Annotated in this window: 9 protein-coding genes and 2 pseudogenes; 5 read left to right on the forward strand and 6 right to left on the reverse strand. The window is 69.0% G+C overall.

The annotated features are described in order from the left end of the window. Positions 1 to 160 precede the first annotated feature (160 nt). The 4 genes and pseudogenes from ACIHCQ_RS16780 to ACIHCQ_RS16795 form a co-directional block, all read left to right on the forward strand. Positions 161 to 937, forward strand: coding sequence for an aquaporin (locus ACIHCQ_RS16780; protein ID WP_399662603.1), 777 nt, complete (start codon positions 161 to 163; stop codon positions 935 to 937). Between the two features lie 38 nt (positions 938 to 975). Next, a pseudogene (locus tag ACIHCQ_RS16785) lies at positions 976 to 1993 on the forward strand (NAD(P)-binding domain-containing protein); the annotation flags it as partial. Positions 1994 to 3370: 1377 nt separating this feature from the next. Continuing rightward, on the forward strand, positions 3371 to 4162 hold the full coding sequence (locus ACIHCQ_RS16790) for a tyrosine-type recombinase/integrase (protein ID WP_399662605.1): 792 nt from the start codon (positions 3371 to 3373) through the stop codon (positions 4160 to 4162). A gap of 271 nt (positions 4163 to 4433) precedes the next feature. Continuing rightward, positions 4434 to 4952 (forward strand): annotated as a pseudogene (locus ACIHCQ_RS16795) (RICIN domain-containing protein); the annotation flags it as partial. Between the two features lie 26 nt (positions 4953 to 4978). Here the strand turns inward: ACIHCQ_RS16795 and ACIHCQ_RS16800 are convergent. The 5 genes from ACIHCQ_RS16800 to ACIHCQ_RS16820 all read right to left on the reverse strand — a co-directional run bounded on the left by ACIHCQ_RS16800 (position 4979) and on the right by ACIHCQ_RS16820 (position 12340). Continuing rightward, positions 4979 to 5986, reverse strand: a complete 1008-nt coding sequence (locus ACIHCQ_RS16800) for a LacI family DNA-binding transcriptional regulator (protein ID WP_399662607.1) — start codon at positions 5984 to 5986, stop codon at positions 4979 to 4981. An 89-nt stretch (positions 5987 to 6075) separates the two neighbouring features. Next, complete coding sequence (locus tag ACIHCQ_RS16805) at positions 6076 to 6366, reverse strand: hypothetical protein (RefSeq protein WP_399662609.1); 291 nt, start codon at positions 6364 to 6366, stop codon at positions 6076 to 6078. Between the two features lie 699 nt (positions 6367 to 7065). Further along, the gene (locus tag ACIHCQ_RS16810) at positions 7066 to 7317 is read right to left on the reverse strand and encodes a hypothetical protein (protein WP_399662611.1); all 252 of its coding nucleotides are present in this window, start codon (positions 7315 to 7317) and stop codon (positions 7066 to 7068) included. A 46-nt stretch (positions 7318 to 7363) separates the two neighbouring features. Further along, positions 7364 to 8884, reverse strand: a complete 1521-nt coding sequence (locus tag ACIHCQ_RS16815) for an alpha-N-arabinofuranosidase (RefSeq protein WP_399662613.1) — start codon at positions 8882 to 8884, stop codon at positions 7364 to 7366. Between the two features lie 825 nt (positions 8885 to 9709). Continuing rightward, on the reverse strand, positions 9710 to 12340 hold the full coding sequence (locus tag ACIHCQ_RS16820) for an MGH1-like glycoside hydrolase domain-containing protein (RefSeq protein WP_399662615.1): 2631 nt from the start codon (positions 12338 to 12340) through the stop codon (positions 9710 to 9712). Positions 12341 to 12417: 77 nt separating this feature from the next. Here ACIHCQ_RS16820 and ACIHCQ_RS16825 point away from each other — a divergent pair, with 77 nt between their 5' ends. Beyond that, positions 12418 to 12657: a hypothetical protein gene (locus tag ACIHCQ_RS16825; protein WP_399662617.1), complete on the forward strand. Its 240-nt coding sequence runs from the start codon at positions 12418 to 12420 to the stop codon at positions 12655 to 12657. 111 nt (positions 12658 to 12768) lie between these two features. On the opposite strand, the gene ACIHCQ_RS16830 is transcribed toward ACIHCQ_RS16825, so the two are convergent. Beyond that, a complete protein-coding gene (locus ACIHCQ_RS16830; RefSeq protein ID WP_399663062.1) occupies positions 12769 to 14709 on the reverse strand; it encodes a glycoside hydrolase family 5 protein in 1941 nt (646 codons plus the stop codon). Positions 14710 to 14910: the final 201 nt, after the last annotated feature.

Consider the following 14910-nt stretch of genomic DNA (forward strand, 5'->3'; position numbering starts at 1 on the left):
CAGAGCTCCGCCTGGTGGGGGTCCCCCCAGCGGAGCGAGGGGGAGTGCCCCCACCGCCTTGCGACTGCACGCACCAGACGCCGCAGGGCCCGCCCTACGGGCGGACGGCGCTACTTCAAAACACGCCCTAACCCCCTTTGTCCCGCCTGAGGAGCCCGTGTTGAGCACCACCGACGCCACATCCGAGACCGCGACGGAGTCCGCCGTAGCCGCCGCGGGTTCGCAGCCCGCGCCCGGCGCGCCGCCGCCGCGCGTCCCGCTGATCCGCCGGGCCGCCGCCGAACTGGTCGGCACGGCCGCGCTGGTGGCCGTCGTGGTCGGATCCGGCATCCAGGCCACCGAGCTGAGCCAGGACGTGGGCGTGCAGCTGCTGGCCAACTCCCTCGCCACGGTCTTCGGTCTCGGTGTGCTCATCGTGCTGCTCGGCCCGGTCTCCGGCGCGCACTTCAACCCGGTGGTCACGCTCGCCGAGTGGTGGACCGCCCGGCGCGGCGGCTCGGGTGTCACCGCCCGCGAAGTGCTCTGGTACGTCCCCGCCCAGATCGCCGGGGCGATCGGCGGCGCCGTGCTGGCGAACGCCATGTTCGCCGAGCCGGTGGTGAAATGGTCCACCCACGACCGCTCGGCCGGACACCTGCTGCTCGGCGAGGTCGTCGCCACCGCCGGGCTGATCCTGCTGATCTTCGGGCTCGCCCGCACCGACCGGCTGCACTTCGCACCGGTCGCGGTCGCCTCCTACATCGGCGCCGCCTACTGGTTCACCTCCTCCACCTCCTTCGCCAACCCGGCGGTCACCATCGGCCGCGCCTTCTCCGACACCTTCGCGGGCATCGCCCCCGGATCCGTCCCCGGCTTCATCGGCATGCAGCTGATCGGCGCCGCCCTGGGCCTGGCCCTGGTAGTGCTCATCTTCGGCCGCGGGCGCGACGGCGCGTGAGCCCGGCTGCCCGCAGCACCCAGGTCGCCACCTGCGCCCGCCCCGGCCTGGACTTCGTCATCCTCGACGCCCAGGCCGGCGCGGGCGGCGCCTGGCAGTACGCCTGGGACTCACTGCGCCTGTCCTCCCCGGCCGCGTACTCCTCGCTGCCGGGGCGGCCCATGCCCGTACAGAGCGGCGAAACCTACCCGGACGGGGCCCACGTGGTCGACTACCTCTCCGCGTACGAGCAGCGGTACGAGCTGCCGATCCACCGGCCCGTACGGATCAGCGCGACCGGCACCTGGTGGCGGCCCTTCCGGCCCGCCGTACCCGGCCGGGGCGCGTTTCGCGGCCGTCAGCCGCACACCGTCGAATACCGCGCGCAGCACGACTTTGCGGCGCAGCGCGTCATTGTGGTGGGCGGCGAAAACTCCGGCGCGCAGACCGCCGCCGACCTGGCGTACGACCCGAGTTGACCTGGGTCACCCGGCGCCCGCCCCGCTTTCTCGCCGACGACAGCGACGGCCGCGCCCTCTTCGACGCGGCCACCGCGCGCCGCCGCGTGCTCGACGAAGGCACGACCGACACCGGCGGCGTGGCCCCCTTGGGCGACAACGTCGCCGTACCGCCTGTACGCGAGGCCCGCGATGCCGGACCGCTCAAAGCCCAGCCGATGTTCACCCGCCTTACCTCCGACGGCGCCGAATGGGCAGACGGCAGACGGCAGACGGCAGACGGCAGACGGCACACGCGCCGAGGCGGACGCGGTCATCCGGTGAGCACCGGCTTCCGGCCCGCGCTCTTGCACCTCGCACCGCTCGGGCTGGGGGGCGGGGGTGGCGCGGCCACCTCCCCACCACCGGCACCCGGGCTGCGGACGAGCCGCGCCCGTACCTGCTCGGTCACGGCGACTGGACCGGCCCCGCATCCGCCACCCTCATTGGCGTCGGACGCCCGGCCGCCCGGGACGGGGTCGCGTCAAGCGACTGCATGGCACGGAGCAGCATGCCCTTCACCGCGGGCGCGAACGCCGGCTTCCGCACCCCCTACTGCGGCCGTGACCTGCGGCCGTGACCTGAGCGGCGGGTGAGCGGGGCTTCGCCCGGCTGAAACGGCGGCGGATGTTCCGCAAAGCCCGCTGCGGCAGCAACCGCATTAGCCCCAACAGCCACCGCCGTGCAAACCGTCGAGATCACCTGGCGCTCAAGTGGCGCTCAAGATGAGAAGGGTTCAGTAACAGACGACGTAACCTCTTTGACGAGTCCGTCGGTCTCGATCATTGTAGGCCAGCCTTCTGCGCACGGCGGGCGAGCGGCCGCTGCGGGGTCCGATTACGGTCCCGCCGGCGTTCCGCGGACCAACCGAGCACATGCACACTGATGGGGGAATGTTGGCAAGCCGCGAGTTATGTCGAACCGCATCATGTCGAACTGCACGGAACGGAAGCGCAGGGGAAGGGCCAGGAAGAGCTGGGGGATTCTTGTGTATGACGTGTCGGGACCGTCTCGTAAATGATCTGTTGAGTCTGCCCGCGCTGTACTCCGACTGCGACAGAGGTGCAGGCCCAAACGTAGTGCGGGAGATACGGAAGGTGCCCAGGAGAAGCGCCACTACCGACTTGATGAACCCTGCCGCTGTCGAGATACGATCTGCCATTCGTACGACCTTGGCGTCCTGGGCAGGCTTCGTCGTGGACAAACGCCGACTGGAGCCCCCGGCCCGAGACTTCGCAGCACTCGCTCAATTCCTGTGTCGACATGTTGAGTGGCTGACCCGCCACCCTGCCGCAGGCGATATGGCAGACGAAATCAAAGACCTCACAGTAACCGCACGCAACATTGCTTATCCAAACAGCGTGCGACGAGTACACATCGGCTGCTGTCCCAACGGTGACTGCGACGGTGACTTGGTAGCTCTCATACGCCCTCATGGCGATCTTCTTCCCTCCGAAATCATTTGCACCTTTTCTCCCGGCCACTCGTGGCCGGTCACTTGGTGGACAAAGCTCGCTCGCCAGATACGAAGTCGAGGAGAAAGCGCTTGAATCGCGACACCGTGATGGCCGGTCTGACAGCCAATGACATTGCCAGTGTCTGGCGGATTCCGAAAGGTACTGTATACCGCTATGCCCATATGTACCGATGGCGCCGTTACACCGACGCCGGCCGCGCTTACTACCATTCCGGCGATGTCACAGCCACCTTTGACCAGCTGACTGAGGACGCGCACCAGTCTGCGTCAACGTAACGACCTGCGGTATTGGTCTGGTCGGAAAACCGTTCGGTGGCGCCCGTGCGCGGTGGGTCGGGCCGGCTATGGAAGGGGGGTGCGCGGACGCGGTGCGCGCTCCCTGCGTGCTTACGCGCTGGTCGACTTGCGCGTGACACCTCGGCACCTCCAGCATCTCGACCCGTGGCACGGGGCCGGTGCCACAGGACCGAGGAGGCGTGTGTGGTTGAGGGCTGGGACCCGGAGCGGTTGCTGGACGAGTGGCTCGCGGCACGCACGTACCCGGCGCGGACGCACGAGAACTACCGCCGGGACGGCGGCCGGTGGCTGGCGTCCTGCCGCGAACAGGGCCTGGCCTGGGACAAGGTCGCCGCCCAGCACATCGCCCTGTGGGCGCATCGCCCCGACGGCCCGCGCCGGGCCACCGCCCACCGGATCTCCGCCGTACGGTCCCTCTACGCGTACGCCCTCACCCGCGGCGCGCTCCCGTACAACCCCGCCGAACAGCGGCCCCAGCTCACCAACCCGGCCCAGCTCACCGCCTCCGGCCTGGACCCGCAGCAGATCGCGGCGCTGCTGGCCGCCCTCGACCGCTGGAGCCGTGCCGACTCCCGCCACCCGCTCCGGGACCGCGCCTGCGGCTACCTCCTCATCGGCCTGGCCCTGCGCTCCGCCCAGCTCCTCGACCTCCGTCTCGACGACCTCACCACCGACCGGGGGCGATACGCGGTACGCCTGCCTGACACCCGCGCGGGGGAACGCCTCGTCCCGCTGCATCCGTTGGTACGGCGGGCCGTCGACGCCTACCTCCCGACCCGCGTCGCGCCCCGGGACGCGGCGGGCGGCGGCCTGCTGTTCACCAGTCGTACGGGAGCCCGGCTGCCGCACCGCCATCCGCACGACCTGTTGCGGGCCCTGGCGCGGGCGGGCGGGGTGCTGCGGTGTCCAGCGATCACGGGGGAGAGCGCGGAGACGGGGACGCCGACGGCTGCGGGAACGGCGGTGGAGGGCTGAGCGGCTCCTCCGCCGGTGTTCCCGGTACCGGTACCGGTACCGGTACCGCTGCCGCTGCCGAGCAGGAGCTCCAGCGTGCGACGTGCCTCGTGCCGTCGCTCGGCGGACCGGGCGAAGGCCGATCGGGCCCGTGGCTCGGTCTTTAACTCCCTCAGCCCGCACGCGGTCGTGCCGGAACTCCTGCTGGACGCCGGGCGCCCCGCCGAAGCGATCGCGGCCATCGAGGAAGGCCGCAAGGTCGCCCCGGACAGGTTTCACCGAAGGGCTGGTCACCTGGAACGCCGACGGCACCCCGAACTTCGGCACACCGGTGGCGCTGGGCACCTCGATGCCGGGTCCGTCCGGTGAGACCGCTGCCACACCGACCGCCTACACCTTGGTCAACCGCAACAGCGGCAAGTGCCTGGACGTTGTGGGCGGCAACACGGCCGACGGCACCAACATCGCCCAGTGGAGCTGCAACGGCGGGGCCAATCAGAAATGGCGGATCGAGGGCCTCGGCAACGACACCAGCCGCCTGGTGAACGTCGCCACCGGCAAGGTCATGGACACCGCCAGCTGCTCCACCGCCGACGGTGCCGACATCCAGCAGTGGCCCCGGCTGAACAACAACTGCCAAAAGTACCGCCTGGTGTACACCGCCACCGGTGACTATGTGCGGCTCGTGAACGCCGGCAGCGGCAAGGTCGCGGACGTGGTGAACCGCGGGACCGCCAACGGCACCGACGTACGCCAGTGGACCTGGCTGAACAACAACTGCCGGCAATGGCAGCTGCGCCCCACCGCCTGATCAGCATCTGCATCAGAGCCTCCGGTTCAGCCGCCCGTCGACTCCCGGATCACCACGGAGAAGTGGCTGACGAACTCTTCGCGGTCCACCCCCGGCTCGGGCTGCTCGATCCGCCTGGCCAGCAGGTCGACCGCCCGCTGCGCCATCATGTCGTGGTCCGGGTCGACGGTGGACAGCGAGGGGATGAGGAACTCGCTCTCCTCGACATTGTCAAAACCGATCACCTTGACGTGACCCGGCACCGGTACCCCGGCGTCGGCCAGACCGCGGAGCACACCCATGGCCACGGTGTCCGTCACGCAGAACACGCCGTCGAAGTCGAGCCCGCTCTCCACCATCCCCCGGGCGTGTCGCGCACCCGCGCGCATGGTGAGCGTCTCCATGCTCTGCACGAGGTCGGGGTCCACGGGCAGGCCGGCGCTCCGCAGCGCCTGCTCGTAGCCGGTGAAGCGGAGGCTGGACACATCGACTTCTTCCCCCACCGGCCCGCGCACGATCGCGATGCGTCGGCAGCCGCGCTCGATCAGGTGGCGGGTGGCCGCCCATGACCCGTCGACGTTCGGCATGGCGACATGGTCCACCGGACCGTCGAAGATCCGCTCGCCCAGGATGACCACCGGGTAATCCACCTTGAGCCGCTCGACGTCGGCCGACCCCATACCCACAGTGCTGAGGATGAGCCCGTCATAGAGCCGGTTCCGCGACAGGGACAGCACGTCCAGCTCGTTCTCCCGCGAGGCGCCGGTCTGCTCAATGCTCACCCGGAGGCTGTACCGCTCGGCCGAGGTGATGATGGCGGCGGCCAACTGGCCGTAGTAGGGGCTGCTCACCTCGGGGACGGCGAGACCGACGGTGCCGGTTCGGCCCTTGCGCAGATTGCGGGCCGCCACGTTGACGCGGTAGTCGAGCCGGGCCATCGCGTCGAGGACCTTCTCCCGCGTCGCCCTGCGCACGTTGGGATGATCGTTGATGACGTTCGAGACGGTCATCGCCGAGACTCCGGCCGCCTTCGCGACATCCTGGATCGTTGCCACGTTCGCCCCCGCTCTGCGGTCTCAAGACCCACTCGACACCATTACACCTCAGCCCTGCCTCGGGTACGCGGGGCAGGGCCCCGCCCCGGTCAGTCGGTGGTGTCGGGTGGGGTGAGGCGGTAGAGGGCCGCGCCGTGGGCGGGGAGGCCGGCGCGCACACAATGGCCGTCGTGAGGGATGTCGGTGTGGGTCCACAGCTCTCGGATGCGGTCGTCGGGCCGGGCACCGATGGAGCCGAGCTCCACGGTGAGGTAGGCGAGGCGCCGGACAGGGAGAACACGGCGGCGTGGCGCGCACGCCCGTCGGTGTCGCGGCGGTCCACAGGACGAGGTCCTTCTCGCGGAGGACCTCGCGGTTGTCCCTGCTGTGCCACAGGGCATCGAGCGCTTCGTCGTTGGTGAGCAGCTCGATCGTCTCCGGCAGGCTGGTCGGCAGGTCGCCGCCCATCATCAGCGGGGAGCGGGACATCAGCCACAGTGTCAGCAGGCTGATCTGCTCCGGGCGGGTAAGGGCGCTGAGACGGTCGTCGCCGTTCTCGGCCCCGATACCGGTGCGGCCCAGGGGCAGCATGTGGCGTCCGCCCAGCCGCCCGCGGCGGAGCCGCCCATCGACGCTGCGCTCTGCCACGGGGCCCACCGGGCCCATGCGGGCGAACTGGGCCTCGACGTCCTCCCACCGATCCCACAGGTCGTCGCAGACGCGCCACATGGTCGCGGTCTCCCGCAGGTGGTCGCGGTGGGCGAGGGAAACGTCGGTGCCGGGGGAGAGGCTCAGCTCGATGGGCCGGCCGCTGCGGGCGATGGCCAGGGCGTAGGCGGAGATCTCAGACCGGCCCGGGCAGCCGGTCCTCGACGGGGGAGGCCGGGCGGGCCCGAACCGGCTGGTGGTGTGGGGAGGCGCGGCGCGGACGGTCCGCTCGAAACCGGTGCCGACATCCGCGCCGGTCAGCCGGAGACAGACGGTGACGGGCTCGGACGTCGAGTTGGCGATCTTGACGATCACGTCATCGGCTGAGCTGTCGCGGACGGCCGAGACGGCGAAGACCTCCGGGGCCGCCGGATCGTCCTCCATGTCGTGGATCAGCCAGGCGGGCGAAGAGTCTCCAGTAGCTCCCAGGCGGTCAGAGCGTGCCATTCGGGCCGGTGGGCGGGGCTGTACTCGAAGGACCGGTTCTGCACCAGCTCGGCGTAAAGACCGCCGTCCGCCGTGTGGTTGAGGTCCTCGATGAACACGCCGAACAGATCGGGCGAGATGGCAGTGCCCGGCGCCGCCGCGTCCACCTCGACGACCGTCTCGGCGGATCTCGCGGATTCACTTTCAGCGGTTCCCATCGGTCACAACTCCTCGGTTGGTGCTCGTCAGGGGTGGTGGCGGTGGTCAGGCCAGCGGGGCCTGGACGGTGAGGAACGAGTGGGCCGGCAGCGTCAGGGCCAGGCCCCGGTCGGTGGCCTTCAGGGCGTCGAAGGGGCGCGGGCAGACCGCTTCCGATGTCTGTGGGGTGTTGTGGGCCTGGAGCCCGTCGGCCGTCAGGATGCGGGCGGTCGGCTCACCGATGGAGTGGCCGCGCAGGTCGAGCGTCACCTCGGCGGGGTCCTCGGCGTCGAGGTTGGACAGAGAGATGAGAACGGTGCCGTCCTTGACGCTGGCCGAGACGGACAGAGTGTCCAGTTCGGCGTCCCCCACCGGGCGGCGGGCGTTGTCGGTGTGCAGGTGGACGGAGAGCGAGGCGGCGTCCTGGTGGCCCTTGTTCATCTCGAACACGTGGTAGGTCGGGGTGAGGACCAGCGCGTCGCCGTCGGTGAGGACCATCGCCTGGAGGACGTTGACGGTCTGGGCGATGTTGGCCATGTACAGGCGCTCGGCGTGCTTGTGGAAGATGTCGAAGTGCGTGCTGGCCACGAGTGCGTCGCGCATGGTGTTCTGCTGGTACAGGAAGCCGGGGTTGGTGCCTGGCTCGACGTCCCACCAAGTGCCCCACTCGTCCAGGACCAGGCCGACCTTCCGGCCGGGGTCGTAGCAGTCCATGACCGTGGAGTGGCCGGTGAGGATACGGTCGATCTTCTGGGCGGAGACCATCGTGCGGTAGTAGTCGTCCGTGTCGAAGACGGTGGCGCTGCCCTTTGTCTCCCAGGCGCCGGCCATCGTGTAGTGGTGGACGGAGATCCCCTGGAAGAAGGTGCGCGGGGTGGCCTCGCAGCCGAAGCAGTTGATCTGCTGCATCAGCGTCTGGGTCCACGCGTAGTCCGCGTCGGCCGCGCCCGAGGCGATGCGGTAGAGCTTGTTGTCGCCGTGGTCCCGGCAGTATGTGGCGTACTGCCGGGCCAGGTCGGCGGAGTACTCGGCGCGCATATTGCCGCCGCAGCCCCATGTCTCGTTGCCGATACCCCAGAACTTCACGCGCCAGGGCTCATCGCGGCCGTTGGCCTTGCGCAGCCGCACCATGGGGCTGTCGCCCTCGCGGGTGAGATATTCGACCCACTCGCTCATCTCCTGGACCGTGCCGCTGCCCACGTTGCCGTTGAGGTACGGTTCGGCGCCGAGCAGCTCGCACAGGGCCATGAACTCGTGGGTGCCGAAGTGGTTGTTCTCCTCAACGTTGCCCCAGTGGGTGTTGACCATCCTGGGGCGCTGGTCCCTGGGGCCGATGCCGTCCTTCCAGTGGTACTCGTCGGCGAAACAACCGCCGGGCCAGCGCAGGTTGGGGATGTTCAGGGCACGCAGGGCCTGCACGACGTCGAGGCGGATGCCGCCCTCGTTGGGTATCGGAGAGTCCTCCCCGACCCAGAAGCCGCCGTAGATGCAGCGGCCGAGATGCTCGGCGAAGTGTCCGTAGAGGTGGCGGCTGATCTTCGGACCCTCGATGTCGAGGCTGATGATCGCGGTGGCGGTGGTGGCCACGGATGTACTCCAGGGTTGGTGTGGTGGTGTGGTGGTGTGTGAGCGGTGCGGTGCCGTGCGGCACTGGCACCGGCTTCGGGGCATAGGCCGATGAGACCCGGAGTCGGCGAAGCCGTGCACGTCAAGCTCGGCGTCATGCCCTTCCAAGCAGCTCGTCCAGCGCGGGTTTGTATCGATAAAATTTACCTCGCGTTACGGGCATGTCAAGACGGGTGCGGGGACTATTCCGCCTCCGCCGGTGCCGCGCTCACCGCGACAGCCCAGCCCGGCTGTGCCGCCTCGGTCGAAGACGACGATGACGCCGCGAAGCTGGAGCACCCCAGCGAGACCGTGCCGCTCTCTTACGACGAGTGGCTGGATCTGGGCAAGCGAATGGTCAAGCGCAGGCTCGGCAAGGTGAAGGTGTACGGGTTGAACGCCACGGGACTGGGCGTCTTCTCCCAGTGCATGGGGATGATCGCGTCGGCCGGAGGCAGTCTGTTCGCCGAGGACCTGGCCTCGGGTCGACTTCTCCTCGCCCGAAGTGCTCAAGGCGCTGAAGTGGCACCTGGAGTACGCGCGGGCCGACATCGGCCCCAACGTCGCCAACCCCAACCCGGACGGCTGGGACTGGCCCACCTACCAGGCAGGGCGGAAGGCGATGAGCTGCTCCGGCTACTGGTTCGGCGGAGTGATCGGCGGCGACCCCAAGGCCGCCGAGGTGTCGCGCTCCCCCCAGCCCACTGCGCTGCGAAGGGGATCTCCGGCACCTCGCAGACACCGGCCCCTGCACGGTCCCTACCGGGCTTCGGGAGTCCCGAAGCCCGGTAGGCGGTGGTGCGCCGGCTATGAGTTGAACGGTGTGGCGCCGTCATCGGTGACGAGTCGCCACAGATGGTCGGCGGTGCCGTTGTCGTCCCACTGCAGGGCTGGGGCACCGGCCGCGGTGGAGGCCCCCTGGATGCCCAGGACCAGGCCGCTGTTCTTGTTGACGATCTTGCTGTAGCCGCCGCCGGCGTCCACCAGGGACCAGAGGTGGTCGGACGTGAGGGTGTCCCCCCACTGAAGCGCGGTGGCACCGGCCGTGGTGGAAGCCCCCTGGATGCCGAGCACCTGCCCGCTGTTGTTGTTGAAGATCTTGTAGTAGCCGTTCTCGGCGGGAACGACCTTCCACCGGTGGTTGGCCGTGGTGTTGGCCGCCTGTTGCTGGACAGCGCCTCCGGGGGCGATCGAGGAGCCGACGATGCCGAGCTCCAGGTTGCTGTTCCTGTTGACGATTTTCACGGCCGGTGTCTCCGGGTACCAGGATTCCAGCTCGGTGACGCCGACGAACTTGCCCGCCTGGGGGGTGAAGACGACCCGGAACTGCGAGGTCGTGACGGTCGGGAAGGTCACTTCGTTCGCGTTGTTGGCGATGGGTGTGGCCGGGCTTTTGACCTGGCCGGGAACAGACACCCATGCGCCGTCCTTGAGGTACTGGACGTTGTAGCTCGCCGGGACCCGGATGTTCGCGCCGTCGTCGTAGGTGTAGATCTTGACTTCGTTGATTTTCCGGGGCGCGCCGAAGTCGACGCCGAGGTGTTCGGTGGCGTTCGGTGAGCCGGAGTTGGTCCACCGGTCGTCGGGGATCTTGTCGTAGCGGATCCAGCCGTCGGTGGCCCGCAGCGGGGCGTCGAAGGTGGTGGGCTTACAGCTCTGGCCGCTGTGGCAGTGCGGACCGTTGGAGACGGTGTTGGTGTAGGAGGCGAAGGCCTTCGGGTAAGGCTGGGTGATGGTGCGGCGGAGCCAGTCCTGTTCGGCGGTCAGCGGGTTGGCCGCCACGTTCATCAGCCGCTGCTTCGCCGCTGGGGTCACCGGGGCGGACACGTTCACAGTGGTGTTGCCGACCGTCGCGGACTGGTGGATGCGCACACCGTCCTGGAAGATCTGCAGGCCGCTGCCCTTGCCGTAGTGCGAGCCGTCCCGGTCCCACCGGATCGAGAGGTTGTGCCCGTGGTAGGGCACGTTCTCCACCGCGAAGTAGTCCCAGGTGGACGGGATCAGCGGCTTCAGCACCAGCGTATTGCCGGCCTGGGGCTTGATACCGAGCAGGCCGGAGAGAACCAGGTCGTTGAAGCTGGAGTGGTTGTAGTGCTCGCTGAAGTTGAAGCCGTCGTAGATCCAGTCGCCTGTGTCACCGTTGGCTGCCTCGGCGATGTAGGGCTTGCCGTCCTTGTGCTGCAGCTTGGCGAACTGGCTGAGCATGGTCTGGTAGTTCTGCTTGGTGACGTGGTTCTGCGCCGGGTAGTCCTGGAGCAGGTTTGCCATACCGGTGAGGATCTGGCTGGTCGCGTACGGCCAGCTCGGGCCGTTCCAGTGGCAGCAGTTGGCGTCGTCGCGCTTCTGCGTCGCCGGGATGGCCTGGTAGTTGAAGTAGGGGTTCGCCGTGATCCGGTCGAGCTCGGCGAAACCCGTTTCCTTGGTGAACTTCAGCGTGTTGGCCCCGGTCTTCATCGGGACCTGCACGGTGACGGACTTCGACTCCGCGAACTCCCCCCACGTGCCGGTGGGGGCGTAGGTGACGGCGACCGGGTTGGCGGTGTCGCCGTTCACGATGACGCTGTGGGTCGACGGGCTGGTGGTCCCGTTGGCGTAGTGGACGGTCACCGGGTACGTACCGTTGCCGGGCGCGTCCACGGTGAAGGTGACCTCGCTGTCGGCGAAGTCGATCTGCCCGACGTACTTGCCGTTGGAGGCCGTCGACGAGTTTTGGGTGTTGGCGTGGGTGACCGCGGCCTGTTCGGCCTCGAAGTCGTGCACCCGCTCCAGTGTCGTGGGGCCGAACTGCGCTCCGAACCGCTTGGGGTCCGTCAGGTGCTTCCACGCCGACGAGTACTGAGCATCGGGCAGGTTGAACGCCCAGGGGGCGAAGCCCATCGCCTCACGCCAGGTCGTCCGGGTCTGCTTCAGGGTGCCGTTGTACCGTGTTCGAAATTCTGCGAGACGGTAATAACACACTCGAAATGAAGTCAATAGGTCGGACAGCGCCGGACTGAATCGTGAGCGAGGAGCGGTCCGCGGGTGGTCAAGGCCACCGCCAGTACATCCTGGTGCGCGGAGGCCGCCGGTCGGCCGCTGCTTCCCGGCCGTCGAGCCCGCCACCCTGACCGGCACCGACGGCCTCGACATCCCACTGGTCAGCCAACTCGGCGCAGTGCTCTTCGAGTTCGGACCGGACGAGCTGTCCACCCGCGAGGCGCCGGAGCCTGAGCCGGTTGGCGTCCGTTGGCGATCGCGCTTGTAGCATCGAGATCGAGTGCGGGCAGGGGAGGCCGGCGTGGCTGCCGCTGATGTCGCGGAAGAGGACCGGGCGGGGAAGACGGACGGGCGGGGCCCGCGGGAGCGTCGGGCCACCGAGCGGAGGGTTCGTCCGGAACTCGAGACCCTCGTCGGTGAGGCGCGTCCTGAGCGCAAGGGCGAGCGCACGCGCCGCCGCATTCTTGAGGCCGCGCGCCGAAGTTCGCCGAGGTCGGCTAGAGCGTGCCACCATCCGTGCCATCTCGGCCGAGGCGGACGTGGACGTGGACGTGGACGTGGACGTGGACGTGGACGTGGACGTGGACAAGCCGTCCGTCATCCAGTACTTCGGCAGCAAGCAGGAACTGTTCCGTGAGGCGGTCCACTGGCAGATCCCGATCGGCGAGCTGACCACCGACACGACACCCCGGTCCAGGAACTCGCCGGCAGCCGCATGCTGCTCCAGGCCTCCGAACGCGACTGAGACCGGCGCCCGGACGCGGCCCGCCGACAGGTGATGGCCGCCGACGCCCTCAGCACGCATCTCGCGCAGACCCGCGGCGTCATCGGCGACCTCACCTCGTCCGCATTGGCGCGCGACGGCTTGGTGACTCTGGTGGCGCAGCCGGTCAGCTCAGTTTTCGGCAGTACAGCGCGTCCGGAGTCCGTGCCGAGCACACCCGACCTGTGTACGCGATCCCGGCCGCGTACTCGTCGTCCGCGCACTGGCCCTTGTGGTGGCCCTGCGCGAAGTCGCCGCCCTTGGCGGCCGAGCCCCTGTTGTCGCCCCGGTCGAACCAGACGGTACGGCCGCTCGTGCCGAGCCTGCCGACCGGAGCGGCCGCGCACAGGGCGGCAGAGACGGCGGAGCCGCGGACGCTGTAGCCGGTCAGGAAGTGGCCGTCGGCGCACTGGAGTTTGGTGTATCCGGACGCCCAGTCGTGGCCCGGCGTGACATGCCGCTCGTCGACGACCACCTCACGTCCGCCGGCCGGGTCCCACAAGGGCCCGGCGGACACGTCCGAGCACAGGCCCCGGTTGCCGGTGTGGCTGAGGCCGAGCAGCCGCTGTCCGTCGGGGCACACGGCCTTGCGGGCGCCGGAGTCCCAGTCGGGCAGGGCCCGTATCCGCCGCGACTGGATGAAGTCGCCGTGATCGGGGCTGAGCATCGACCAGTCCGCTACGGGCTCCACCGGGCCGGTGCGACCCTGGGCCTTGATGAGCCGGGTCCAGGCGGCGGCCCGCCAGTCGTCGCCGTCGTAGAGGCCCATGCGGTGGCCTTCGGCGTCCCAGTGCAGCAGGGCCCAGCCGTTGCCCGTGCGGTCCTCGTGCCAGCCGACCAGCGGCCAGTACGCGAAGTCGGCGTCGGTACGGATCAGGTGGTCGACGAAGTTCCCGAACCAGGCTCGCTGCTTCTGCCCGGTCTCTTCCCGGCCACCGACACCGAACTCGCTGATCCACAGCGGAGCGGTGAAGTGCCTGTCTCTCTCAGCGGTCACGAAGAAGGCCTGGCGGTCCAGCACCTCGATCAGTTCGGCGGGGCTCAGGTCGCGGTAGCGCGGATCGCTGGTTTCGCCCGTACCGGTGGCGCCGCTGTGGTTCGGTCCTGTGTAGTCGTAGAAGTGAGCGGAGTACACGAGCTTGCCGGAGTCCACGAGCGTGTGCGAGAGGCGACGTACGGGCTCCAGGGTGGGGCGTTCGTGCGGGAGACCGTCGACGGGGATGCCGGTCCAGTTGATGCCCTCGACAATGATCAGGAGGTCGGAGTCGATCTCCCTCAGGATGCGGTCACCGACGCGCTGCGAGGCGGCGAACCAGTCGTGGTTGTCGCCGAGGCCCCAGTTGGGGTCGTCCCAGATATTGCGGCGCACCTCGTTGTAGAGGTCGGCGCCGACGACGCGCTGGTTGTCCCGGTAGCGGCGGGCCATGAAGAGCCAGTCGTTCTCCCAGGTCGCGGTGGACTGGCTCGCGTTCCAGCGTTCGTTGCCGTCGACTCCGCAGCACCAGCGTGTGGTGTTGGTGTGGTTGTTGAGGATCACCGCGAGCCCGGCGGTGGTGAGTTGCCGTACCACGGCGTCGTACACCTGTAGTGGCGTCTTGCCGCGCAGGGAGGGATTGGCGGCAACGGAATCGTCGGTGACGGGACGGCTGTCGTGGATCATCTCGTTGGAGAAGGGCAGTCGGATGCTGTTGACCCCGATCTCCTGGAAGCCGGCGATGATCTCGGCCATGGGGGCACGGTCCAGGCCGAGCGGCATCCTGCCGGAGTTCTCCCCCGCGTGGTGGTCGGCGTCCTCGTCCGCGCTTCCCGAGCCGTTCCAGGTGCCGCTGGCTCCATGCCAGTTGCCGGACCGCAGCTTGAAGCGGTCGCCGTCCGCGTCGACGATCCAGCGACCCCGCGTGCTGAGCGGCGGCGTCCAGTCCGCCGCGGTCGCGGCGATTTCGGGTCGGGCGCCGGCCCGGGGGGCGGGCTCTCGTCCGGCTGCTGCCTCGGCAATGGGCGCCGGGGTCACCACGAGGAGTAGGGCGGCCAGTGTGGCCCTGATGAAGGATCCGCGCATGGTCACCATCCGGAGGTGCATTGTCATGGCACCGTCATCATGGGGGACCGCGCGGCATTGGTCCAGTCCTGCGTACGGGGGGACCGTCCTGGCGCTCGGCGAGCCGGCGAAGCCGAGCCGCCACCTCCGGCTCCGCCTCGCCATACGGACAAGTCGTCACAGCCATGTCCTCCTAAGCCTTTCCTTGAGCGCGGCCCCAGACGCTGCGGA

Source organism: Streptomyces sp. NPDC052236 (genome assembly GCF_044548015.1).
Lineage (GTDB): Bacteria > Actinomycetota > Actinomycetes > Streptomycetales > Streptomycetaceae > Streptomyces.